Raw genomic sequence first — 23,896 nt, forward strand, 5'->3', positions numbered from 1 at the left:
CGGCCTACGATCCCCGGCGTGAGCAGCGCTGCGCGGACCGACGCCGGACCCTCCACCGACGACCTCGACGAGGAGGCGCGCGGCATCGTCGAGGGCCTGTACGGCGACGGGATCGTCGCGCTCAAGAGCGCCTTCTCCGTCGAGTGGGTCGACCGGCTGAACGCCGACGTGCTCGCCGCCTTCCACGACGCCCGGCAGCGCGAGGGCGGGGCGGTCAGCCGCGGGCCGGAGCGCTGGTACGTCGAGGTCCATCCCGAGGAGCTCAGCGGGTTCGTCGACCTCGTGACCCACCCGTGGGTGACGAAGGTCTGCGAGACGGTCCTCGGGCCGGACTACCAGATCGTGGAGATCGGCTTCGACATCCCCTTCGCCGGTGCGAAGGACCAGCCCTGGCACCGCGACTTCCCGTCGCCGCCGGAGACGTACGAGCAGCACCGGCTCACCTCGCTGGCCTTCAACGTCACGACCGTCGACACGACGAAGGACATGGGGCCCTTCAACATCGCGCTCGGCACGCAGTTCGAGAGCGGCCTGGAGTTCGACCACCAGCAGTTCCCGGACCGTTCCGAGTGGCCGCGCTACGCGGCCGCCAGCGTCTACAAGACGCCGCAGCGCGGCGACGTCTCGGCCCGGTCGGCGCTCACGATCCACCGGGGCACCGCGAACCGCTCCGAGCTCGCCCGCCCCGTCGTCGTCCTCGGCGTCGACGCGCCGGGTGCCGGGCACGACGCGCTGCACGACCTGATGGTGACGCGGGCCTACCACGACTCCCTGCCCGAGGACCTCCGGCGGCACCTGCACGCGCGGGTCGTCGACGAGCTCGTGCCGATCGTGCAGAGGCACGACATCGAGGGCCTGGTGATGGGCTGAGCCGCCGCGCCTAGGGGTCGGCAGGTAGAACTGCGCCGTGACCCTTCCTGACGACCTGCTCGCGCTCCTGCGCGGCGCCGCGCCCTGCTTCGTGGCCACCGTGATGCCCGACGGCTCGCCCCAGCTCACCGAGACCTGGGTCGACACCGACGGCGAGCACGTGGTGATCAACACCGTCGAGGGCTTCCAGAAGGTCCGCAACCTGCGCCGCGACCCCCGCGTCTCGCTGAACGTCTGCGACCCGGCCGACGTGACGCGCTACTTCGAGGTCCGCGGCCGTGTCGTCGGCATCACCGAGGAGGGCGGCTGGGAGCACATCGAGGCGCTGTCGCAGCGCTACACCGGGGGTCCCTACCGCAACTACGGCGGTCGCCCGAGCACCCGCCTGGTCGTGACCATCGCCGCCGACAAGGTCCGCTCGCCCTGGTGACCGGCTCGCCCGCGACGACCGCGCGCCCCCGGGGGTGACGCCCGCGCCCTCGGGGTCGTGCCGGGGGTCGTCCAGGGTCGGCACCGGCGGGACGCAGGGCCGGGTGCTCAGTTAGCCCTTCTATGCTCTTGCCGTGTCCACCGAACCGCGGTCGAGCACCTCTGCTGCCCGTGGAGTCCGGGGACCGCGGTGAGCGGCCGGACCAGCGTCGTCCCCGGGCTCCTGCCCGACGACCTGCCCGCGGCCCAGCGGCCGGCCGGAACGGTGCCGCCCGACCTGGTCGAGGAACGGCGCGCCGTGTACGCCCGGATGCTCGCGGCCGGACGCGCGCCCGGGGGCCGGCTGGTCGTCGTCGGCGAGCCCGGCCTCGGCAAGTCGCGGCTGGTGGACGCCGTCGTACGGACGCTGCACGACGAGCGGCACGTGCTGTTCCTCCGCGGCGATCCCGCGCCGACGCCCGACCACGCCGCGCTCGGCGCCCTCGTCGCGGACCTGCCGTCGCCCGCCGCCGTACGGGTCCGTCGCGCGCTCGCCACCGCGCACGGGCCGGCCGGCCGGCCGGGTCTCTCCGCAGCCCTCGAGCGTGACGTCGCCGAGGTCCTCGCCGGGCTCGCCCCGGGCGTCACGCTGGTCGTCGACGAGTGGCAGTGGCTCGACGAGGCCTCGATCGGGGTCCTCCAGCGCGTTCTGGGCGGCACCGCGCTCGGCGACGTCGTCTCCGTCGTGCTGGCGGGCCGGCGCCCGACCACCGGGGGAGCGCGGGGCTTCTTCCGTCCCGACCAGGTCGTGCGGCTCGAACCGCTCGGTCCGGCCTCCATCGCCGCCGTGCTCGACCGGGCCGGGCTCGGAGCGCTCCCGGCCGCGACGGTCGCGGCGGTCACGCAGGACAGCGGCGGCAACCCGCTCTGGGCGCTGGCCCTCGCGAGCGCCCGGGTGACGGGCGACCCGAGGTCGGCGTCGGCGGCGTCGGCGGCCTCTCCGACGCTCGGGCCGCTTGTCACCACCCGGGCTCCGGAGCCGGCGCCCGAGGTCCCGCCGTCCCGGCCGCACGCGGGGCCGGACCCGCTGCCGGACCCGCTGCCGAGCACCCCGCGGGATGCCCTGCCGGACCCGCTGCCCGCGACGCTGCGTGCGGTGCTCGCCACCGTCGCGTTGATGGGAGGTGCCCGCCTCGACGAGCTCGTCCGCGTCGTGCCCGGGGCGGAGGGGGCGGCCTGCGACGGGCTGGGCCGCGGCCTCCTGCGCCTCGACGACGAGGTCCTGACCGCGACCGACCCCGACGTCGCCCGCCGAGCCGTCGACGCGCTGGACCCCGTCGCCCGGCGCGCGCTGCACCGGGCGGTCGCCGCGCTGCCGCTACCGCGCACGCAGCGCGTCGAGCACCTCGACCTGGCGGCGCCGCCCGGTCCCGACGAGGAGCTCGCCGCCGACCTGGTCCTCGCGGCCCGCCGGGCCCGGCGGACCGAGACGTCGGCCGTCGCCCTGCGCCTGGCCCGGCGGGCGCTGCAGCGGACGCCGGAGGAGAGCGGGCGGTTCGCGGAACGGGCGGTCGAGGCCGCCGAGGACGCGCTGGCGTCCGGCGACGCGGCCCTCGTTCCGGAGCTGCTCCGACCGCTCGACGCCTCGGCGCTCTCCGTGGCCGTCTTCGACCGGGCCGCCTGCGTGCTGGCCGAGAGCACCGCGCGGACCGGCGGCCTGGCGGCGGTGGCCCGCTTCTTCGCCGCCGTGCAGCGCTCGCTCGTGCCGGGCAGCCCGCAGCAGCGGGTCGCCGAGGCGCACCGCCGGCTCGCCCTGCCGGGGACCGATCTCGAGGGCCTCGCCGCGAGCCTGCCGTCGCCCCTCGGCCCCGACGGCGCGCCGCACACCTCGGCACGCGTCCTCACGGCCCAGGCGCGGGCGCGGCTGGACGCGGGCGGCGGCGTCGACGACGCCCGCCTGGACCGGGTCCGCGACCTCGACGCGGGGACCGGGCCCCTCGAGACCTCGGCCGACGCGCTCGCGGCGGGCTGGGCCTACCAGGCCGACGACCTGGCACGGTCGCGCGCGGGCCTCGCGGGAGCGGTCCGGGCGGCCACCCGCGCGGGCGAGCCGTACGCCGCCGTCGACGCGCTCGCGCACGCGGCCGCCGTCGAGGTGCTGGCCGGGCGTCCGGGCACCGCCGAGGCGCTGCTGGCCGAGGCGGCCGAACGTTCCGTCGCGCTGGAGACGCTGCCGACTGCCCTGCACCGGGCCCGCGGCCTGCTGGCCGTGGCCCGCCACGACCGGGCGGCCCGCGACCACGTCCTCGCCGGCCCGCTCGACCCGGAGGCACCGGCCGAGGCGGAGCTCCTGCGCGCGGCGATCAGCGGCCTCGACGACGCGGCCTCGGGCGCCTGGGCGGAGGCGGCCTCGACGCTGCGCCGGGCCCGCGCGGCCGCCGAGGCGCAGGGGATCGCCGAGCCCGGGCGCCGGCTCTGGATCGACGTCGAGCTCGTCCGCGCGCTGATCCAGCTCGGTCGCCTGTCCGAGGCCGGTGAGGTCGTCGACGCGGTCGCCGCGGTCGGGTCCAGGCCGGGCCGGGTGCACGCACGCGGCCAGGGCCGGCGCCTGCGCGCGCTGCTCGCGTGGCGTTCCGGCGACCTGCCCACCGCGCTGCGGCTCTCGGAACGTGCGCTCGGCGACCTGGAGGCCGGCGGCCACCGCCCTCAGCTGGTCCGGGCGCAGCTCGAGCGGGTGTCGATGCTGGAGGAGGACGGCCGGGTGCCGCAGGCCCGCGCCCTGCTGACCAGGGCGACCGCGCTGGCGGAGGACGTCGGCGACCCCCGCCTGCTCGCCGGGGCGCGCCGGCTCGCCCCGAGCGTGGCCGCCGGCGCCCTGCCGGTGGCCGGGCGTGACGCGCTCACGCCGTCCGAGCTGCGGGTGGCGCGAGCCGTCGCCGGGGGCGCGAGCAACCGGGCGATCGCGACCGACCTCGTCGTCAGCGTCCGCACCGTCGAGACCCACCTGGCCAACGCCTACCGCAAGCTCGGCGTCCACAGCCGTACGCAGCTGGCCCTGAGCCTGAACGACCTGCCGCTGGTCAGCACGGCGCCCTCGCGCCAGTCCCCGTAGCGCTCGCCCCCGTCCGCGACCCCGCGACCCCGACCCGTTCCTGCCGAGCGGTAGGTTGCCGCGCCGCCGGCACGACGTGTCGGCGCGGCAACCCACCTCTCGGCGAGGGAGAGGGGGGACGAGCGGCGAACGCTCGGGCCTGATGGGCACGCGATCTCCGTAGCGCTACTGATGTCTGGTGGTCCGGGCCGGAACAGCCTGGGTCCATGACCGTCCCGCACCTCCTCCTGCTGTCCCTCGCCCTTCTCGCCGCTGCCGGTGGCGCCGTCCTGTGGGTCTGCGCCGTCGTCAGCGTGCTCCGCACCGCGACCGCGCTGCGCGCCGCCGTCTGGGTCGTGCTGACCCTCGCCTTCCCGGTCGTCGGCCCCGTCGCGTGGTTCCTCGTGGGCCACGACCACGAGCAGCGCCTCTCCGCGGACGGCTCCGCGGCCGGCCCCGCCGCGCTCGCGCACTGAACCCGCCCGTCGACGCCCCGCACCCACCCGCCACCAGCCCTCCCAGGAACCGAGCCATGACCACCACGCCCACCCGTCCCCAGACCCTCCTCGCCCGTCCCGGCGAACCGGCCTACGTCGAGGCCACCGCGACCTACAACCTCGCCGCCCCCCTGCACCCCGCCGCGGCGGTCGTCGCCCGCTCCAGCGCCGACGTCGTCGCCGCCGTCCGGGCCGCCCGCGAGGCGGGGCTGGCCGTCCGGTCGCAGACCACCGGGCACGGCGCCGGCGCCCAGGCGTCGCTGGCCGACACGCTGCTGGTCCGCACCGCCTTCGACGCCCCCGTCCGGGTCGACCCGGCCGCGCGGACCGCCCGCGTCCCCGCGGGGACCACCTGGGCCGCCGTCGTCGCCGCCGCGGAACCGTACGGGCTCGCCGCGCTGCACGGTTCCAGCCCGACCGTCGGCGTCGTCGGCTACCTGCTCGGCGGCGGGCTCAGCTTCTACGGCCGCCGCTTCGGCGTGGCCGCCAACCACGTCCGCTCGATCACGGTCGTCCTGGCCGACGGCCGCGAGGTCGAGACGAGCGCCGAGGTCGAGCCCGCGCTCTTCTGGGCGCTGCGCGGGGGCGGCGGCGGCTTCGGCGTCGTCACCGAGGTCGAGGTCGAGCTCGTGGAGATGAACCTGGTCGTCACGGGTGGCACCTTCTGGGACGCGGCTGACGCCGCCGTCGTGGCGCCGCTGTGGGAGGCCTGGACCACGACCGCGCCGCCGGAGGTCGCGACGTCGCTGCGCCTGATGAACCTGCCCCCGCTGCCCGGCGTGCCGCCGGTCCTCGTCGGGCGCCAGGTGCTCGTCCTCGACGGCGCCGCGCAGGCCCCGACGGTCGACGACGTCGAGCGGGCCCAGGCCGTTGCGCACGACCTGCTGGACCCGCTCCGGTCGGTCGCGACGCCGCTGCTCGACACCTGGCACCCGGCGCCGCCGAGCGCGCTGACCCTCACCCACCTCGACCCGCCCGACCCGATGCCGTACGCCGGCGAGAGCGCCCTGCTGCGTACGCTCGGCGCGGCCGGCGTCGCCGGCTTCCTCGAGGCGGCCGGGCCGGGCTCCGGGACGACCATCGTCGCCGCGGAGCTGCGCCAGCTCGGCGGGGCCTTCGGCGCGCCCGACCGCACGGGCGGGGCGTTCGACCGCACCGACGCGGCCTTCGCCTACCAGGGGCTCGGGCTGGCCACGCCCGAGACCGCCGAGGACCTGGACCGGATCACGACGGCCACCGCGCCGTGGCGCACCGGCTTCACCGCCCCGAGCTTCGTCGAGGGGCGCCGGCAGCAGCAGCGGACGTCCGACGACGCGACCGTCGCCCGGGTCGAGGCCGTGCGGCGCGCGGTCGACCCCGACGGGGTCTTCGCCGGCGGCGTCGCGCCGGTGCTCGACCGGCCCGCCCGGGCGTGAGCGCCCTGCTCGCCCCGCGGTCGGCCGGCCCGGCCGCGGGCGTGGCGAAGGGCCGCCTCGTCGCCCCCGGCACGCGGGCCCTGCTGCTGACCTTTGCCGTGCTGACCCTGGTGGCGACGAACCAGCTGTTCGTCCTCGCCGCGGACACCGACCGCTGGTTCGCCTGGACGATCCAGCCGCCGCTCACGGCGGCGTTCGTCGGCGCGGGGTACGCGGCCGGCTTCCTGCTGGTCGTGCTCGTGCTGCGGACCCGGGTGTGGGCGGAGGCCCGGCTCACCCTGGTCAGCGTGCTGGTCTTCGCCACGGCCAGCCTGGTCGCCACCCTGCTGCACACCGACCGCTTCCACTTCGGCGCGCCCGAGCCGGTCGCCAGGTTCGCGGCCTGGTTCTGGCTGGCGGTCTACGTGGTCGTGCCCGTGGGGCTCGCCGTGGTCGTGGTGCGGTCGCACCGCGCGCCCGGCGCCGACCCGCCCCGCTCGGTGCGGCTGCCCGTCGCGCTCAAGGGGGCGCTGGTCCTGCACGCCGTGGTCCTGCTGCCGGTGGCCGTCGCGCTGCTGGTGTCACCGGGGACCGCGGCCGTGCTCTGGCCGTGGGCGCTGACGCCGCTGACCGCCCAGATGGTCGGCGGCTGGCTGCTCGCCTTCGGCGTCGTGGCCGTCGGCGCGCTGCTCGAGGACGACCTGCACCGGCTCTCCGGCCCGGCCCTCGCGTACGCCGTGTTCGGGCTGCTCCAGCTGCTCGCGCTCGCGCTCCACGGGGAGGCGGTGCGCTGGGGCTCGCCGCAGGCCGCCGCGTACCTCGGCGTGCTGGTCACCGTCCCGGTCGTGGGGCTCGCCGGGTGGCTGGCCGCACGGCGCCACCCGCGCTGACCTGAGCAGGACGGAGCTCGTCGGACCACCCCACCGCTCGCGCTGTGCCGCACCTGTGCGCTACTATTTACATAGCAGTGCTAATGAATGTCGGTCGCGAGGCCGGCACCTCCGGGCGAGGTGGGCCGGGGGAGAGGTGACGAGGGCCGCGCGGAGCGGCGGAAGAGGCAGACGTCGAGTGGCCAGCCGAACGACGACGGGCGTGGAGACGCCCACGAGCATCCTGCACCAGCCGAAGTCCGTGTGGGCCGTGGCCTTCGCGTGCGTGATCGCCTTCATGGGCATCGGCCTGGTGGACCCGATCCTGCCCGCCATCAGCGCCGAGCTGGGCGCCACGACGGCGGAGACCGAGCTGCTCTTCACGAGCTACCTGCTCGTCACCGGCCTCGCCATGTTCTTCACCAGCTTCGTCTCCAGCCGCATCGGCGCCAAGCCCACGCTGCTCGTCGGGCTCGCCCTCATCGTCGTGTTCGCCGCGCTCGCCGGGGCGAGCGGCTCGGTCAACGAGGTGATCGGGTTCCGCGCCGGCTGGGGCCTGGGCAACGCGCTGTTCATCTCCACCGCGCTCGCCACCATCGTCGGTGCCGCGAGCGGTGGTGCCGACCGCGCCATCATCCTGTACGAGGCCGCGCTCGGCCTCGGCATCGCCGTCGGCCCGCTGCTGGGCGGCGCGCTGGGCAGCATCAGCTGGCGCGGCCCGTTCTTCGGCACCGCGGTCCTCATGGCCATCGGTCTCGTCGCGATCCTCGCGCTGCTCGGCCGGATGCCGGCGCCGACGACCCGCGTCCCGCTGTCGGCGACGTTCCGGGCGCTGCGCCACCGCGCCCTGCTGACGCTCGGCCTCGCCGCCCTGTTCTACAACTTCGGCTTCTTCTCCCTGCTCGCCTACACGCCCTTCCCGCTCGAGACCGCGGCCAGGGCCTCGGGCTACGCCGACTTCGGCGCCCACGAGCTCGGCCTGATCTTCTGCGGCTGGGGGCTGTGCGTGGCGATCACCTCGGTGTTCGCGGCGCCGCGGCTGACGGCGCGGTTCGGTCGCCGGAACACGCTCTACGCGATGCTCGTCCTCCTGGCGATCGACCTCGGCGCGATGGCGCTGCTCGTCGACCGCTTCTGGGTGCTGGTCGGCTGCACGATCGGCGGGGGGCTGTTCCTCGGGGTCATGAACACCGTGCTCACCGAGTCGGTGATGGAGGCGACCGAGCTGCCGCGCGCCGTCGCGTCGTCCACCTACTCCGGCATCCGCTTCGTGGGCGGCGCCATCGCCCCGGCCCTCGCCGGCGTGCTGGCCGCGGCCCTGAGCCCCGCCGCCCCGTACGTGGTCGGTGCGGTCGCGCTCGTCGTCGCGATCGGCGTCCTGCTCCTCGGGCGGCACCACCTGGCGCACCTCGACGAGGACGAGGCCGAGCCCGAGACCGTCGCCGAGCAGGCCGTCGTCCTCACCGCCGCCGACAGCTGAGGGCTTCCCGCGACCAGGTGGGCGTGCGCGGTGCGGGTGCGCACGCCCACCCCTCGCGGGCGCCGGCTACGACCGGCGGAACCCCGTCACCACGGCGGCCATGTCGTCCGCGCCGTGGCCCTCGTCGGCCGCGGCGTCGAAGCAGGCCAGCACCGCGTCGGTCAGCGTCGTCGCGGTGCCCGAGCGGCGCTCGGCCTCGGCGATGAGCCCGAAGTCCTTGCGGACCCCGTCGAGCGCGAACGACGGCGGGTAGTCGCCGTCGATCATCATCGCGCCCTTGACGTGCACGTAGGGGGAGTCGCTCGCCCCGCCGTCCAGTGCCTCCAGGAACAGGCGTGGGTCGATGCCGAGCTGGCCGGCCAGCGCGACCGACTGCCCCACGGCCGCGGTGAGGGTGCCCACGAAGGCGTTGCAGGCCAGCTTGAGCGCCGACCCGCGGCCCGGCTCCTCGCCCACCCAGATCGTCTTGGAGCCCATGGCCTCGAAGGCCGGTGCCACCCGCTCCCGCAGCTCCTCGGCCCCGGCCGCGAGGAAGACGAGCGCGCCCTGCTCCGCCGGCTGCTTGGTGCCCAGCACGGGCGCGTCGACGAAGGGCGCACCGAAGCGGCTGGCCAGGTCGGCCGCGGCCTCGGTCCCGTCGAGCCCGATGGTGCTCGACTGCACCCACACCGGCCCGTGCTCGGCGGCCGGCAGCGCCTCGGCCATCACCGCGAGCACCGCCTCGGTGTCGAAGAGCATGAGCACGACGAGGTCCGCGTCGCCCACCGCCTCGGCGGCGCTCGTGCAGACCCGCGCGCCGTCGGCCGCGAGCGGCTCGGCCTTGTCGGGCGAGCGGTTCCACGCGTTCACCTCGAGGCCGGCGCGCCGCAGCGACCGGACCATCCCCGTACCCATGACCCCTGTCCCCAGGACCGCGACGCGCATGCGGGCATCCTGTCAGGGACCGAGGGCGGCGATGTGCGCGGAACGGCCGCAAGCCTCTCAGGTTCTCCTTAGGGTGTGCGTGCGTGAGGCGGGGAGCCTCACCCGACCCGAGGAGTACTTCGTGACCGACGCCGTCCTGGCCGCCGCCGACCAGGCGGCGCTGCAGCGCCGCCGCTTCCTGCGCGGGGGAGCGCTCCTGGCTGCGGCCGCGGGCGGGGCCGTGGCCGCGAGCGCCACCGGCGCCACCCCGGCCCAGGCAGCTGAGACCGACGTCTCGACCCTCACCGTCGGCCTGCCGCCGGCGCGCTTCCTCGACACCCGCACGAGCGACGGCCGCGAGCTCATCGTCGGCTCTTCCTCGTCCGCCTTCGACGCCAAGCACCGCCTGAAGAAGGGCGCCTGGATCGACGTCGCGGTCTTCCCGACCGACGCGGAGGGCATCGGGATCTTCTCGGTCTTCGTCAACCTCGGCAGCCGGGCCTCGACGAAGAAGGGGACGCTCCTGGTCACCGAGCCCGACGGGGGCAGGTCGGACGCCTGGACGCTGCACTACGGCAAGGGCGCAGAGGTCAACAACTCCGCCATCGTCGGGGTGGGCGTCGACGACTCCGAGAGCTACTACACGGTCCGGATCTACGCGGGTTCGGTCACGCACGTGGTGCTGGACCTCACCGGCGTCTCCGCCCTGGTGGCGTCGGACCCGGTCGAGGAGCTCAGGACCGCCCGGACCTCGCAGCGGACCAGCCTCGCCCGGGTGGTCGCCGCGGCGAAGTCGATGCGGCGCTGAACCGCGCCGGGCAGGCGCCGCGGCGCGACGCCTGCCCGGAGTCCGGCCCTCGAGGCCCGGAGGCCACCGTTCCCGACGAAGGGCCCCCGGAACCTTGCCCCTCTTCGTAGGCTGGTCCCCGTGCCGATGAACCATCGCGAGACCGCCGGGCTGGTCGCCTCGACCAGTCGCGGCGGGCCGGGGCGCTGAGCGCCCGACGCGGGCCCGTGGGGGCTGGCCACGCGAAGCAGGTCGACCAGGACAAGACGTGCGCGAGCTGCGGACGTCGCATCGAGTGGCGCCGTTCGCTGGCGAAGAGCTGGGACGACGTCCGCTACTGCAGCGACGCGTGCCGCCGACGCAAGATCACGGCGGTCGACCGCCGGCTCGAGGAGCTGCTGCGCGCCCTCCTCGAACGTTCCGGCCGCAACGGCGTGAACCCCGAGGACGTGACGCACTGCGTCGACCCGGCGGGGTGGAAGGAGCTGCGCGAGCCGGCCCGCCGGGCGGCCCGTCGGTTGGTCGCGGCCGGCGTCGCCGAGATGGTCCAGCAGGGCCGGGTCGTCGACCCGTCCACCGCGCGGGGTGACGTCCTCCTCCGCAAGGTCTGACCCGGACCCGGCGCGCGCTGCCGGGGCAGGGCGGCGGCCGATGCTTGCGGCGGCGTGGTAAAACGTTCAAGAGACCAGTCGACCGCGTCGTACGGGTCTCGGGCGGCCGGCTGCGACGACGACGACGTGGGCCCCGGCCCCGGAGCCCGAGCTGATCGAGACCCACCACGTCCTCCCTGCGCCTGCCCACGTCCCTGCCCCTCGGCCTGGTGTGGCGCGACCGGTTCCACCGGTCCGCGCTGCTGGCCCTGTTCTTCTCGGGCATGGCGACGTCGGTCGCGATGCCGCAGCTCACGACGTTCTTCGTCACCGACCTCGGCGCGACCCTGCCGCAGGCGGGGCTCTACTACCTGACGAACGTCACCGCGCCCGTCGTCGGCTTCGCCCTCGGCCGGCTGTCGGACCGGCAGGACGACCGCCTGACGCTGTTCCGGGTCGGGGCCGTGGTCGGCGCGGTCGGCTGGCTCGCCATGGGCCTGTCGACGCAGCTGTGGATGCCGTTCGTCGTCAGCGTGCTCGCGCTCGGCGTCGCCGGGGCGGCGGGGGCGCAGGTGTACGCGGCCGTGCGCGACGAGCTGAGCCGACGCCCCTCGAGCGGCGACGCCGAGGTCATCTCGACGGTGCGGATGGGCTTCACCTTCGGCTGGGTCGTGGGGCCGGTGCTCGGCAGCGTTGTCGGCGGGGCGTTCGGGCTCCGCACGGTGCTCTTCGTGACCGCGGCCCTCGCGGCGCTGCAGCTGGTGCCGATGATCGGCGTCAAGGCCCCGCGGCACGTGCGCGAGGCCGTCTCGGGCGCCCCGCCGGTCGCGGCACTGAGCCGACGGGCGTCGCGCCGCGCGCTCCTGCCGCTGCTGGCCTTCTGCGGGCTGGGCATGGTGGCCTGCTCGGGCGACACCGTGAAGTTCGCCTACCTGCCGCTCTACATGAGCGAGCAGCTCCACCTGCCCGCGCTCACCCGGGGCGCCGTCATCGGCCTGCAACCGGTCTGCGAGCTGCTGCTGATGCCGCTCGCGGCCGCTCTCGCGGCCCGCTACGGCGGGATGCGGGTGGTCATGGTCGGCACCGTCTGCTCGGTCCTCGCGCACCTGGCGTACGCGACCAGCACGAGCGTCGTCGGCCTGATCGTCGCGCAGCTGCTGCTCTCGGCCATGTGGGCCGCGCTCGCCGGGCTCGGGGTCACCGTGGCGCAGGACCTCTACCCCGAGGGCGTCGGGCTCGCCTCGTCGACCTTCATGAGCTCGATCGTCTTCGCCTCCACCGTCGGCGGCCTGGTCGGCAGCGCGTTCGTGGCGCGGCTCGGGGTCCCGCACGTCTTCGTGGTCCCCGCCGTGCTGAGCGCACTCGCCCTGGTCGGGATGGCGGTGCTCGCCCGGCGCATCGCCCGCCGCACGGTGGCGCTGCCCGTCGAGGAGCCGGCCGCCGCGAGCGCCTAGGCCGGGCTGGGCACGCCCCGCACGACGGCGAGGGCCTCGCGCAGGCTCACCGGCCGGCAGCCGCTGGCCAGGGCGCGGCGGCGCAGCGCCGGCTCCGCGCGGAACAGCGCCACCCCGCGGCGCAGCAGCACGGGCAGGGGCTTGCGGTGCTCCGACACGTCGCGGACGAAGCGGAACAGCATCGTCTGCGCCCGCGGCCGGTCGAGGTAGAGCGCGTCCATGTCGATCCCCGCGGCGCGCGCGGCCGGCACGACGTCCGGCGCGAACAGCCCCTCCGCGACGAACGTCGGCGCTCCGCCCAGGTCGACGGTGCGGGTCCCCGTACGCCGGCTCGTCGCGATGTCGTACGTCGGCACCTCGGCCCGGCCGGTGGTGCACAGCGCGACGAGCGCCGCGAGCGCGGCGTCGGCGTCCCAGCTGCCGACGTCGTCCCAGTCGACCGCCGGCTCCTCGCCGGCGCCGACCGTGGTCGTCGTCCGCGGGTTCGCCGGGTCGTCCTCGTCGCGGTAGAAGTCGTCGAGGTTCACCTGCGGGCACCGGGCCATCGCCACCAGCCGCGACTTCCCGCTCCCCGACGGCCCGGCCAGCAGGACGAGTCGCGCGCGTGAGGAGACGTCCCCCGAGCCCGAGGAGACGCTCCCTCCGACGGGCTCGGGGAGCGTGGGGGAGCCGCTAATACCCGCCGCCGCCGGAGAGGGAGAGCGCGCCGGTCGGGTGCCAGACGGTCTTGATCTCGAGGAACGCGCGCAGCCGGGCGAGGCCGGGCTCGGCGGACCAGTCGGGCGCGGTGCGGGGCACGAAGACGCGCTTGACCGTGTCGGCTGCTGCCCGCTCGAGCTCGACGCGGAGCTCGGCGGGGGCGCCGGTGAGGTCGAGGGCGTCGACGTCGCCGTGCGCCGCGAGCACGGGGGCCAGCTCGGCCACGGAACCCGTCAGCACGTTGACCACGCCGTCCGGCACGTCGGAGGTGGCGAGCACCTCGGCGAAGGCGATCGCGACGCACGCGTCCGGCTGCGCCGCGACGACCACCGACGCGTTGCCCGTGGCCAGCACGGGCGCCAGCACCGACACCAGGCCCAGCAGCGGCGACCCGGTCGGGGCGAGCACGCCGACGACGCCGGTGGGCTCGGGCGCGGAGTAGGAGAAGTAGGGCGCGGAGACCGGGTTCGTCGAGCCGAGGACGGAGGCGAGCTTGTCGGTCCAGCCGGCGTGGTGGACCAGCCGGTCGATGCTCGCGTCGACCTCGGCGAGGGCCGCGTCGCGGTCGGCGCCGCCCGTGACGAGCAGGTCGGCGAAGTCCGAGCGCCGCCCGTCGAGCATCTCGGCGACCCGGTAGACGACCTGGCCGCGGTTGTACGGCGTCGCCTTCGCCCACGCCCTGGCGCCCTTGCGTGCGGCGACGACCGCGTCGCGGACGTCCTTGCGCGAGGCCAGCGCGGCGTTGGCCCAGAAGCCGCCCTCGGCGTCGCGCACCGCGTACGTGCGGCCCGACTCCGAGCGCGGGAAGGCTCCGCCGACGTAGAGCTTGTACGTCTTCGGGACGCCCAGACGGCTCCCGTCGGTGTTCGCCGCCGACGCGCTCTTGCCGATCCTCACGACTGGTCCTCCAGGTAGGCGGCCATCCCGGCGCGGCCGCCCTCGCGGCCGAAGCCCGACTCGCCGTAGCCGCCGAACGACGCGGCCGGGTCGAAGCGGTTGAACGTGTTGTCCCACACGACGCCGACCTTGAGCGCCCCGGCCATCGCCATCGCGCGCGAACCCTTCTCGGTCCAGACGCCGGCCGACAGCCCGTACGGGGTGTTGTTGGCCTTGGCGACCGCCTCGTCGGGCGTGCGGAACGTCTCCACGGTCAGCACGGGGCCGAAGATCTCCTCGCGCACGACGCGCATCGACCCCGCGGTGTGCGACAGGATCGTCGGCGCGACGTACCAGCCGCGCTCGGGCACCGGGCACGACGAGCGCCACACCTGCGCGCCCTCGGCGACACCGGACCCGACGAGCTCGTCGATCTTGGCCTTCTGGGTGGGGGAGTTGATCGCCCCGACGTCGGTGTTCTTGTCGAGCGGGTCCCCGATGCGCAGCGTCTGCGCCCGCGCCTCGAGCTTGGCCAGCACCTCCTCGGCGACCGGCTCCTGCACGAGCAGCCGCGAGCCCGCGCAGCAGACCTGGCCGGCGTTGAAGAAGATCCCGTTGACGATGCCCTCGACGGCCTGGTCGAGCGCGGCGTCGTCGAAGACGATGTTCGCTCCCTTGCCGCCCAGCTCGAGGGTGACGCGGCGGCCGGTCCCGGCGAGCGAGCGCTGGATCTCCCGTCCCACGGCCGTCGAGCCGGTGAAGGCGACCTTGTCGACGCCCGGGTGGTTGACCAGGGCCGAGCCGATGTCGCCGGCGCCGGTGACGACGTTGACCACGCCCGGCGGCAGGCCCGCGTCGGCGATGACCTCGGCCAGGACGAGCACCGACAGCGGCGTCGTCTCGGCCGGCTTGATGACGACCGTGTTGCCGGCGGCCAGGGCCGGCGCGATCTTCCACGCGGCCATGAGGAGCGGGAAGTTCCACGGGATCACCTGCGCGGCGACGCCGAGCGGCCGCGGGGCCGCCCCGAGGCCGAGGTGCTGGAGCTTGTCGGCCCACCCTGCGTGGTAGAAGAAGTGCTGCGCCGCCGTCGGCACGTCGAAGTCGCGGGTCTCGCGGATGGGCTTGCCGTTGTCGAGGCTCTCCAGCACGGCCAGCTCGCGGGCCCGCTCGGCCAGGCCCCGCGCGATCCGGAACAGGTAGCGACCGCGCTCGGCGCCGCTCATCGGGCCCCAGACCTCGTCGTACGCCCGCCGGGCCGCGGCCACCGCGGTGTCGACGTCGTCGGTCGTGCTCTGCGAGACGGTGGCGAGGACCTCCGCGGTCCCCGGGTTGAAGGTCTCGGCGTCCTCGCCGCGGCCCTCGACGAAGCCGCCGTCGACGAAGGGCAGGTAGCGGTCCTTGACGGCGGCGATGGCGGCGTTCTCCGGGGCGGGGGCGTAGGTCCAGCCGGCGCTGAGCGGGGCCGGACGGTCCGTGGTCTGGGTGGTCACGTGGCTGCTTCCTGGCTCAGTCGAGCGCGACGGTGTCGGGGTCGGCGTAGTGCCCGTCGAGCTGCGCCCGGCGTTGCAGCACCAGGTCGTCCAGCAGCGACGAGGCGCCGAAGCGGAACCAGTGCGGGTCGAGCCACTCGGGCCCCGCGACCTCGTTCACGGCGACGAGATGGCGGATCGCGTCCTTGGTCGTGCGGATGCCGCCGGCCGGCTTCACCGCGACCTGCTGACCCGTCTGGTCGCGCCAGTCGCGCACGGCCTGCAGCAGCACCTGCACGAGCGGCAGCGTCGCGGCCGGGTTGACCTTGCCGGTCGAGGTCTTGAGGAAGTCCCCACCGCCGAGCAGCGCGAGCCAGCAGGCCCGGCGCACGTTGTCGTACGTCGCCAGCTCGCCGGTCTCGAGGATGACCTTGAGCCGCGCGCGTCCCGCGCACTCGGCCTTGACCGCGCGGATCTGCTCGAGCACCAGGCCGTACTGCCCGGCGAGGAACGCGCCGCGGTCGATGACCATGTCGATCTCGTCGGCCCCGGACTCCAGCGCGAGGCGGGTGTCGGCGAGCTTGACCTCGAGGCTGGAGCGCCCGCTCGGGAACGCGGTGGCCACGCTGGCGACCTTGACGTCGCTGCCGGCGAGCTCGTCGGCGGCCGTCGCGACCCGGTCGGGGTAGACGCAGACGGCGGCGACCTGCGGGGTGCCGGGACGGGCGGGGTCGGGGGCCAGCGCCTTGCGGGCGAGGTTGCGGACCTTGCCCGGGGTGTCGGCGCCCTCGAGCGTGGTCAGGTCGACCATCGAGATCGCGAGGTCGATCGCGGCGAGCTTGGAGGCCTTCTTGATCGAGCGGGTGGCGAGCGTGGCGGAGCGCTGCTCCAGCCCGACGGGGTCGACGGCCGGGAGTCCGAAGAGGAAGCGTCGCAGCGTCGCCTCGTCCGCCGTGGCACCCGCCAGGTGGGACGGCAGCGCGGGTGGCGCAGGGGTCGCGGTGGCGGTGCTCGGTGGCGCGGCGGGCGCCGTCTCCGGCGCCTGGTCGGGCCGAGCGGCGTACGTCGTCATGGCCCCACCTTATGCCGGGACGACCTGCGGCCCGCGGTCCCGCGGTGCCCCCGGGAGATGCCCCGAGCCGAGGCGGCGACCCCTCCACGCGCCAGGGGGGAGGGCACGGAGGGGCCGCCTCCTCCAGTGTTACCCCGAGATGCGGGCGACGGACCGTTCCAGCGCGCCGACGGCCTCGTCGATCTCGTCGGTGGTGACGACCAGCGCCGGCCGGAAGCGGATGGACCGCTCGCCGCAGGGCAGCGCGACGACGTGCTCGCGCTCGAAGAGGTCGACGATCACCGAGTCGCGGGTGGTGCGGTCGGCGAGGTCGACCGCGGCGAACAGGCCACGCCCCCGCGCGTTGTCGACGACGTCCGAGCCGGCCTCGACGCGCTGCAGGCCCTCGAGCAGGTGCTCGCCCATGGCCCGGGCGTGCGAGAACAGGTCCTCCGACTCGATGATCTCCAGCATCTTGCGGGAACGGACCATGTCGACCAGGCCGCCGCCCCAGGTGGAGTTGATCCGGCCCTGCACGACGAAGACGTTCTGCTCGACCTCGTCGACGCGGCCGCCGGCCATGACCCCGCCGACCTGGGCCTTCTTGGCGAAGGCGACGACGTCGGGGGTGACACCCAGCTGCTGGTACGCCCACGCGGTGCCGGTCGTGCCGACGCCGGTCTGCACCTCGTCGAAGATCATCAGCGCGTCGTGGTGGTGGACGAGCTGCTTCATCTTCGCGAAGAACTCGCCCCGCACGTGGTTGTCGCCGCCCTCGCCCTGGACCGGCTCGGCGATGAACGCGGCGATGTCGTGCGGGTGCGCGGCGAAGGCGCGCTCGGCCTGCTCCAGGGCTCGGGCCTCGGCGTCCTCGACCGCGCGCAGGTGCTTCTCGAGCGGGAAGCGGACGGCCGGGACCTCGATGCGCGGCCAGTCGAACTTCGGGAAGCGGTCGGTCTTGTTCGGCTCGGTGTTGGTGAGCGACAGGGTGTAGCCGCTGCGGCCGTGGAACGCCCGCGTGAAGTGCATGATCTTGGTGCCGAGGTCGCGGCTGCGGCCGGCGGTCTCGTTCTGCCGGCTCTTCCAGTCGAAGGCGACCTTGAGCGCGTTCTCGACGGCGAGCGCGCCACCCTCGACGAAGAACAGGTGCGGCAGCGCCGGGTCGCCGAGCACGCGGGCGAACGTCGCGACGAAGTCCGCGTACGCCGTGGTGTAGACGTCCGGGTTGGCGGGCTTGTGCAGCGCGACCTGGCCCAGCTCGGCGACGAAGGTCGGGTCGTCGGTCAGGCCGGGGTGGTTGAAGCCCAGCGGCGAGGACGCGAAGAACGTGTAGAGGTCGAGGTAGCGGGTGCCCGTCCGCGCGTCAACGATGCGCGAGCCGCGGCTGCGCTCCAGGTCGGCGACCAGCGCCGCGGAGTCGGTCAGGAGGTGCGACGCCAGCACCTCGTGCACCTCGTCAGGGGTGAGTCGGGTGTTCTCGGCCATGGTTGCCTCCTCGGGTTCGGGTCAGACGGCGATCAGCAGTGCTGACAGGAAGATATCCTGCCAGAACCCGACGCTGAGGAAGAAACGACGGCGACTCCGCGACTCAGGTCGAGATCGTCCGTCCGACCCAGGAGGGCCACGGGGTCCGGGCGGGGGGCAGGCACCGGCCGAGCAGGATGAGCGCCTCCTCGACGGTGGGACGGGAGGCCGGGTCGGGTTCCGTGAGCCGCGCGACGACACCGGGCACCGCCGACCGGCGCCACGAGGGCAGGCGCCGGGCCCACGCGTCGCGGAGCACGGCGCCCACGCCGTAGACGTCCATCGTGGCGCTGACCGGCGCGCACGCCTCCATCTCGGGGCTGGTCCAGCCGAGGGTGCCGACGGGCCGCCCGGCCGGCTGGCGGCTGCCGAGTGGGCGGGAGCTGCCGAGGTCGACGAGGACCGCGCGGCCCTCGCGCAGCACGACGTTGCCCGGCTTGACGTCGAGGTGGGCAACGCCGCGCCCGTGCAGCGCGGCGAGCGCGGCGAGCAGCGCGACGCCGAGCAGTGCGACGCCCGTGGCGGTCGTACGCCGGCGCGCGAGCAGGTCCTCCAGGTCGGGGCCGTCGACGTGCTCCTCGACGACGTGGGCCAGGTCCGCGTCGAGGTCGTGGCGGTAGAGCCGGGGGAGGTGCGGGTGGAGGACGCCGTCGAGCGCGCGCACCTCGCGGGCGAGCGACGCGCGGGCGCGCGGGTGGTCGACCTGGTGCGGACGCGGCAGCTTGACGACGACGGGGGCCCACAGGCGGGCGTCCCAGCCGAGCCAGGTCTCGCAGCGCCCTCCGACGCCGAGGCGCTCCCAGGCCTGGATGCCGGGGACGAGCGGGGCGCCCTCCGCGAACGCCCAGACCGGGTCGCCGTCCTCGTCGAGGTCGTCCGCGGTGTGGGGGGCGGGGCGGGGGAGGGAGAGGGTCATCGGTGGCGTCCTCGGTTCGTCGCGGGTCGAGCAGACCGCAGGTCTGCGTGGACCGGGACGGGCCGCCCGGAGGGGGGAGCGGCCCGTCCGGCTCGGTCAGTAGCGCGAGCGGCTCCGGCTGTAGCTCCGGCTGCGGCTCCGGCTCCGGGAGCGGCCGTGCTTGCGGTCGGCCACCAGGCCCTTGATGCGGATGATGATCATGCGGGTTCCACCTCCTTACGGGTCTCGGGTCGGGCGGCCGCACCGGTCGGTGCCGCCGAGGACGGGATGACGTGCACGACCCGGTCGGCGAGCTGCGCCAGCGCCGGGTCGTGCGTCACGAGGAGGGTGGTGCGCCGGGTCGTGGCGGCGCGGACGGCCTCGACGACGTGGGCCGCGGAGACGGCGTCCAGCGACGCCGTCGGTTCGTCGAGCAGCACCAGGTCGGCGGGCGAGACCGCGGCCCGCGCGAGGGCGACGCGGCGGCGCTGGCCGCCCGAGAGGCGCGCGCCACCCTCGCCGAGGGGCGTGTCGTGGCGCAGCGGCAGCCGGTCGACGAACTCGTCGACGTGGGTCCGCGCGCACGCCTCCAGCACCTGCGCGCGGGTCGCGTCGCGCGAGCCGAAGGCGACGTTCTGCGCGAGGGTCGCGTCGAGCAGCCACGGGTCCTGCGGCACGTACGCGATCCGCTCCCGCACGCTCTGCCGCGTGAAGCGGCGCAGGTCGACGCCGTCGTGGCGGAGCGTCCCGGCGTCGGGGTCCCACAGGCGCAGCAGCAGCAGGAGCACCGTGCTCTTGCCCGCGCCGCTCGGGCCGAAGAGGCACACGGTCTCGCCCGGTCGGAGAACGAGGTCGAGGTCGCGCAGCACGGGTCGCCCGGGCTCGTAGCCGAACGTCACGCCCCGCAGCTCCACCGTGCCGCGCAGCGGCGGGGCGGCCGTCGCCCCTGGGGCGTCCGGGCCCTCCGGCTCGGCGTCGAGCACGTCGGCGACCCGTTCCGCGCTCGCGCCGGCCCGGGCCCAGACGCCGGACAGGCGGGTCAGCGCGCGGACGGGGGAGTAGAGGTCGCGCAGGTAGCCGAGCACCACCAGCAGCCCGCCGGTGGTGAGCGTCCCGGCGCCCACCTGCAGGCCCCCCGCGACGAGCACGAGGGCGGCGCCGAGCGCGAGCACGACGTCGGCGTACGGGGTCCAGCGCGTCTCGACGTCGACGGCGGTCGAGCTGGTCCGGAGCACCTCGGCGTTCGCGGTGCCGAACTCGGCCACGGCCCGGTCGAGCCGGCCGAAGGCCTGGACGGCGCCGACGTTGCGCAGGAGGTCCGCCGCGGTAGTGCTGAGCCGTCCGCCGGCGGCCCGGGCGACACCCTGGCTGGCCCGTACGTGTCGGCGCTGACGCAGCGAGAGCGCCGCCAGGACCGGGACGACGAGCAGCCCGAGCAGGGCCAGCCACGGGTCGAGGACGAGGAGCACGACGACGACGCCCACGAGCATCAGCGCGTCGGGGACGAGCGTGAGCGTGGTGGCGGTGACCGCGTCGAGGACGCGGCCGACGTCGGAGGTCAGCCGGGAGACGAGCTCGGCGCTGCGGGTGCCGGCGTGCCAGCGCAGCGAGAGCCGCAGGCTGTGGGCGAAGACGGTGCGCCGCAGGTCCGCGCCGAGACGTTCCGCGGTGCGCTCCGCGGTGCGCGTCGCGCCCAGGTCGAGCAGGCTGACCACGCCGCTGGTCACCAGGGTCGCCGACCCCGCCGCGACGAGCAGCAGCGCGGGCGGGACGGCGGCGAGGGCGTCCGGGACGCCGTCACGGTCGATCGCCCAGTCGACGGCGAGGGCCAGCGGCCAGGGCCGGGCGAGCTCCGCGCCCACCTGCAGCACCGACAGCGCGCAGGAGACGGCCAGCGCACGGCGGTGCGTCCGGGCCGGCTCCGCGACGAGGCGGAGGAGGGAGGAGGTGCTCACGGCCACCACGCTGCGGCGGCCGGGGTCGCAGCGGCAACGCGACGATGGTGCTAGCGCCAACGTCGCGTCCCGCGGGAGGCCTGCGGAAACTACGCTCTCGACCATGCGCGCCCCGGGTCCCCGCCGCCCCCGCGTCGAGGAGTCGCGGCCGGTGTCGGTGACGGGGCTGGTGGTCCGCTTCAGCCTGGCCGGGCTGGTCGTCATGGTGCTGCTGGGCACGGTCCTGGCCGTCCTCGCCCGGCAGGCGGGCACCGCGCAGGCCGTCGACTCCGCACGCCAGGTCGCCTGGGTGACGGGCCGCGGTATCGCCGAACCCCGGCTGGGCGACGCGCTGCTGGCCGGGGACCCGCAGGCGCTGGCCGCCTTCGACGCGGACATGCACCGATACGTGCTGCAGGGTTCGCTCGTGCGCGTCAAGCTCTGGGACCCCGACGGCCGGGTCCTCTACTCCGACGAGGCCCGGCTGGTGGGCCAGACCTTCGGGCTCGGCGAGGACGAGCGCGAAGCGCTGGAGGACGGCAGCACGGACTCCGAGATCAGCGACCTGTCGGCGCCCGAGAACGTCTACGAGCGCCCGTTCGGCAAGCTGCTCGAGGTCTACGTGGGGCTCACCTCCGCCGACGGGCGGCCGCTGCTCTTCGAGGCCTACTTCCGCTACGACGCCGTGGTGACCGCGGCGACCGCCGAGTGGCGCAAGTACGCCCCGCCCACCCTGGCGGGCCTGCTGGCCCTCCAGCTGGTCCAGATCCCCTTCGCCTGGTCGCTCGCGCGCCGGCTGCAGCGTCAGCAGCGCGACCGGCAGCGGCTCCTGCAGCGCGCGGTCGACGCGTCGCAGGTCGAGCGCCGCCGCATCGCCGCCGACCTCCACGACGGGGTCGTGCAGGACCTGACCGGGCTGACGTACGCGCTCGACGCCGCGCGGCTCGGCCCCGACGACCCCGAGGGGCAGCGTGAGCTGGTCGGCCGCAGCGCCGCCCAGCTGCGCGCGAGCGTGGCCGACCTGCGCACGCTGCTCGTCGAGATCTACCCGCCCGACCTGGCCGAGGAGGGGCTCCCCGCCGCGCTGACCGACCTCGCCGCCGGGCTCGAGCGCGCCGGCCTGAGCGTGGAGGTCGACGTCGACGACGCGGCCGGCCTGCCGCTGGACGTCTCCTCGGTGCTCTTCCGCAGCGGGCAGGAGGTGCTGCGCAACGTCGTCGCCCACAGCGACGCCCGCCACGTCGCTCTGCGCGCGGCGGTCCGCGACGGCATCGCCAGCCTCGTGGTCGACGACGACGGCCGCGGCTTCGACGCGGGCGACCTCGACCGGCGCTTCGAGGAGGGCCACATCGGCCTGCGCTCCCTGGGCGACCTCATCGACGACTCCGGCGGAACGCTCACGGTCCGCTCGGCGCCGGGCCAGGGCACCCGGGTCGAGATCCTGGTGCCCGTCGGATGATGCTTCCGTGACCGCAGGAGCTGCCAGGCCCCAGGAACCGCCCGCGACGATCGACGTCCTCATCGTCGACGACCACGCCATCGTGCGCGGCGGGCTGCGCGCGCTGCTCGGCACCACGAGCGACCTGCGCGTGGTCGGCGAGGCGGCGGACGCCGCGGAGGCCGTGCGGCAGGCGGACGAGCTGCGGCCCGACGTCGTGCTCATGGACCTGTCGATGCCCGGCACCGACGGCGTGCGGGCGACGACGGCCGTGCTGGCCGCCCATCCCGAGGCGCACGTGCTGGTGCTCACCTCGCTGGCCGAGCAGCGCTGGATCCTCGACGCGCTCGAGGCGGGCGCCGAGGGCTACCTGCTCAAGCACAGCGAGCCCGAGGTGATCCTCTCCGGCATCCGGGAGGTCGTGGCCGGCGGTTCGCCGCTCGACCCCAAGGCGGCCCGCACGCTCCTCACCAGCCGGCGGGGGAGCCCGGCGCCCAGCGCGTCCGGCTCGGGCTCGCCGCTGAGCGAGCGCGAGGAGGAGGTGCTGGCCATGGTCGCGGAGGGGTTGCCCAACAAGACGATCGGGCGCCGGCTCGGCATCAGCGAACGGACCGTCAAGGCGCACCTGACCAACGTGTTCGCACGCCTCGGCGTGGCCGACCGGACCCAGGCTGCGCTGTGGTTCGAGCGGCGCGCCACCCACTCCTGACGCCTGGTCGTACGACCTTCGTCCGAGAGACAGCGCGTCCCGCGCCCGCGACCCTGGTGGGGTGAGCAGCCCCGCCGACGACCTCGACCCGGTCGACCGGGCCCCCGACGTCCGCGGCCGCACCGTCGTCTGGTCCGCCGGGTCGCGCGTCGCCCGCAGCCGTGGGCGGGGGCGGGCGGTGGGGCGCTGGTCGGCGTTCGTGGTCCTCGCGGCGGTGGCCGCCTTCGTGCTCGCGTACGCGGTGCACGCGTACGTCGTCCTCGCGCCGCCGGCGACCGGCCCGTCGGCGCCGCTCTGGCTGCCCGAGCGGCTGCCCGCCGACGTCCCGGACGTGCAGGCCGCCTCGAGCACCCCGGCACCGACCCGCGGCCCGGCGGCCGGCGACGACGGGCACGGACGCCCGGCGGCGGACGACCACCCCGCCGCGAGCTCGTCGGCCACGCGGCGTGTCGCGGCGGTCGAGCGCCCGGTCCCGGTCCGCCGGTCGAACGTCCGGTCGCGGTCGGGCTCCGGCCCGCACGACGGTTCTGCGGCCCACTCGCGCTCCGGGGGTGACGACCACCCGACGGGCTCGGGCGGGCACCCGTCTGGAGGCTCGAGCGCCCCGACCCGTCCCACCACCGGCGAGCACCACGGCTCGGGGGGCACGAGCGGTTCGTCGGGCAGCGGTTCGTCGGGCAGCGGTTCGTCGGGCGGCAGCTCTCCAGGCGGCGGTTCGGGGCACGGCTCTGATGGTGGGTCCCACGGCGGCAAGGGCTCCGGCGGCGGGGACGACGGCAAGGGCTCAGGCTCCGGCAAGGGCTCCGGTGGCGGGGACGACGGCGGCAAGGGCAGCGGCAAGGACAGCGGGTCGGACGACGGCACGGGCAGCGGCAAGGACAGCGGTTCGGACGACGGCAAGGGCAGCGGCAAGGACGGCTCCGGCTCCTGAACCGTCCCCCAGGTCCTAGCCCGA

21 protein-coding genes are annotated in these 23,896 nt (G+C 75.5%); 13 read left to right on the forward strand and 8 right to left on the reverse strand.

Annotated features, from left to right (window positions below; translation table 11 throughout):
• Positions 1–18 precede the first annotated feature (18 nt).
• From BMY04_RS04420 to BMY04_RS04450, 7 genes are all read left to right on the forward strand, one after another.
• Positions 19–870: a phytanoyl-CoA dioxygenase family protein gene (locus BMY04_RS04420; RefSeq protein ID WP_091177964.1), complete on the forward strand. Its 852-nt coding sequence runs from the start codon at positions 19–21 to the stop codon at positions 868–870.
• A gap of 37 nt (positions 871–907) precedes the next feature.
• The gene (locus tag BMY04_RS04425; protein ID WP_091177965.1) at positions 908–1,300 is read left to right on the forward strand and encodes a PPOX class F420-dependent oxidoreductase; all 393 of its coding nucleotides are present in this window, start codon (positions 908–910) and stop codon (positions 1,298–1,300) included.
• A 189-nt stretch (positions 1,301–1,489) separates the two neighbouring features.
• A complete protein-coding gene (locus BMY04_RS04430; RefSeq protein ID WP_091177966.1) occupies positions 1,490–4,390 on the forward strand; it encodes a helix-turn-helix domain-containing protein in 2,901 nt (966 codons plus the stop codon).
• A gap of 206 nt (positions 4,391–4,596) precedes the next feature.
• Positions 4,597–4,845 carry a PLD nuclease N-terminal domain-containing protein gene (locus BMY04_RS04435; RefSeq protein WP_091177967.1) on the forward strand — a complete coding sequence of 83 codons (249 nt, stop codon included), beginning with the start codon at positions 4,597–4,599 and terminating at the stop codon, positions 4,843–4,845.
• Positions 4,846–4,901: 56 nt separating this feature from the next.
• Positions 4,902–6,281 (forward strand): FAD-binding protein, encoded by a 1,380-nt coding sequence (locus tag BMY04_RS04440; RefSeq protein ID WP_091177968.1) that lies wholly within the window; start codon positions 4,902–4,904, stop codon positions 6,279–6,281.
• Positions 6,278–7,150 carry a hypothetical protein gene (locus BMY04_RS04445; RefSeq protein ID WP_091177969.1) on the forward strand — a complete coding sequence of 291 codons (873 nt, stop codon included), beginning with the start codon at positions 6,278–6,280 and terminating at the stop codon, positions 7,148–7,150. Before BMY04_RS04440 ends, BMY04_RS04445 begins: the two co-directional genes overlap by 4 nt.
• A gap of 202 nt (positions 7,151–7,352) precedes the next feature.
• The gene (locus BMY04_RS04450; protein WP_269766195.1) at positions 7,353–8,609 is read left to right on the forward strand and encodes an MFS transporter; all 1,257 of its coding nucleotides are present in this window, start codon (positions 7,353–7,355) and stop codon (positions 8,607–8,609) included.
• 66 nt (positions 8,610–8,675) lie between these two features.
• On the opposite strand, the gene BMY04_RS04455 is transcribed toward BMY04_RS04450, so the two are convergent.
• Positions 8,676–9,533 carry an NAD(P)-dependent oxidoreductase gene (locus tag BMY04_RS04455; RefSeq protein ID WP_091177971.1) on the reverse strand — a complete coding sequence of 286 codons (858 nt, stop codon included), beginning with the start codon at positions 9,531–9,533 and terminating at the stop codon, positions 8,676–8,678.
• Positions 9,534–9,654: 121 nt separating this feature from the next.
• Here BMY04_RS04455 and BMY04_RS04460 point away from each other — a divergent pair, with 121 nt between their 5' ends.
• The 3 genes from BMY04_RS04460 to BMY04_RS04470 all read left to right on the forward strand — a co-directional run bounded on the left by BMY04_RS04460 (position 9,655) and on the right by BMY04_RS04470 (position 12,343).
• Positions 9,655–10,320 carry a hypothetical protein gene (locus BMY04_RS04460; protein ID WP_139209746.1) on the forward strand — a complete coding sequence of 222 codons (666 nt, stop codon included), beginning with the start codon at positions 9,655–9,657 and terminating at the stop codon, positions 10,318–10,320.
• Positions 10,321–10,526: 206 nt separating this feature from the next.
• Positions 10,527–10,910 carry a DUF2256 domain-containing protein gene (locus BMY04_RS04465; protein ID WP_091177973.1) on the forward strand — a complete coding sequence of 128 codons (384 nt, stop codon included), beginning with the start codon at positions 10,527–10,529 and terminating at the stop codon, positions 10,908–10,910.
• Between the two features lie 209 nt (positions 10,911–11,119).
• A complete protein-coding gene (locus BMY04_RS04470; protein ID WP_091177974.1) occupies positions 11,120–12,343 on the forward strand; it encodes an MFS transporter in 1,224 nt (407 codons plus the stop codon).
• On the opposite strand, the gene BMY04_RS04475 is transcribed toward BMY04_RS04470, so the two are convergent.
• The 7 genes from BMY04_RS04475 to BMY04_RS22240 all read right to left on the reverse strand — a co-directional run bounded on the left by BMY04_RS04475 (position 12,340) and on the right by BMY04_RS22240 (position 20,815).
• Complete coding sequence (locus tag BMY04_RS04475) at positions 12,340–12,888, reverse strand: hypothetical protein (RefSeq protein WP_091178497.1); 549 nt, start codon at positions 12,886–12,888, stop codon at positions 12,340–12,342. The two genes, BMY04_RS04470 and BMY04_RS04475, sit on opposite strands and share 4 nt — an antisense overlap.
• A 127-nt stretch (positions 12,889–13,015) precedes the next feature.
• Positions 13,016–13,939, reverse strand: a complete 924-nt coding sequence (locus tag BMY04_RS04480; protein ID WP_232506109.1) for an aldehyde dehydrogenase family protein — start codon at positions 13,937–13,939, stop codon at positions 13,016–13,018.
• A complete protein-coding gene (locus BMY04_RS04485; protein WP_091177975.1) occupies positions 13,936–15,411 on the reverse strand; it encodes an aldehyde dehydrogenase family protein in 1,476 nt (491 codons plus the stop codon). Before BMY04_RS04485 ends, BMY04_RS04480 begins: the two co-directional genes overlap by 4 nt.
• Positions 15,412–15,427: 16 nt before the next feature.
• A complete protein-coding gene (gene deoC / locus BMY04_RS04490; RefSeq protein WP_091177976.1) occupies positions 15,428–16,462 on the reverse strand; it encodes a deoxyribose-phosphate aldolase in 1,035 nt (344 codons plus the stop codon).
• A 129-nt stretch (positions 16,463–16,591) separates the two neighbouring features.
• Positions 16,592–17,926, reverse strand: coding sequence for an L-lysine 6-transaminase (gene lat / locus BMY04_RS04495; protein WP_091177977.1), 1,335 nt, complete (start codon positions 17,924–17,926; stop codon positions 16,592–16,594).
• 103 nt (positions 17,927–18,029) lie between these two features.
• Entirely contained in the window at positions 18,030–18,881 is an 852-nt protein-coding gene (locus tag BMY04_RS04500) for a protein kinase domain-containing protein (protein WP_091177978.1), read from the reverse strand.
• Between the two features lie 197 nt (positions 18,882–19,078).
• Positions 19,079–20,815, reverse strand: a complete 1,737-nt coding sequence (locus BMY04_RS22240; protein WP_170853996.1) for an ABC transporter ATP-binding protein — start codon at positions 20,813–20,815, stop codon at positions 19,079–19,081.
• Positions 20,816–20,918: 103 nt separating this feature from the next.
• Between BMY04_RS22240 and BMY04_RS04510 the strand changes: the two genes are divergently transcribed.
• The 3 genes from BMY04_RS04510 (at position 20,919) to BMY04_RS04520 (ending at position 23,872) form a co-directional block, all read left to right on the forward strand.
• Complete coding sequence (locus BMY04_RS04510; RefSeq protein ID WP_091177979.1) at positions 20,919–22,253, forward strand: sensor histidine kinase; 1,335 nt, start codon at positions 20,919–20,921, stop codon at positions 22,251–22,253.
• Positions 22,254–22,260: 7 nt separating this feature from the next.
• The gene (locus BMY04_RS04515; RefSeq protein WP_091177980.1) at positions 22,261–22,941 is read left to right on the forward strand and encodes a response regulator; all 681 of its coding nucleotides are present in this window, start codon (positions 22,261–22,263) and stop codon (positions 22,939–22,941) included.
• 61 nt (positions 22,942–23,002) lie between these two features.
• Positions 23,003–23,872, forward strand: a complete 870-nt coding sequence (locus BMY04_RS04520) for a hypothetical protein (protein ID WP_091177981.1) — start codon at positions 23,003–23,005, stop codon at positions 23,870–23,872.
• The last annotated feature ends 24 nt before the right edge of the window (positions 23,873–23,896 follow it).

The organism is Microlunatus flavus, assembly GCF_900110855.1.
GTDB classification, from domain to species: Bacteria; Actinomycetota; Actinomycetes; order Propionibacteriales; family Propionibacteriaceae; genus Microlunatus; species Microlunatus flavus.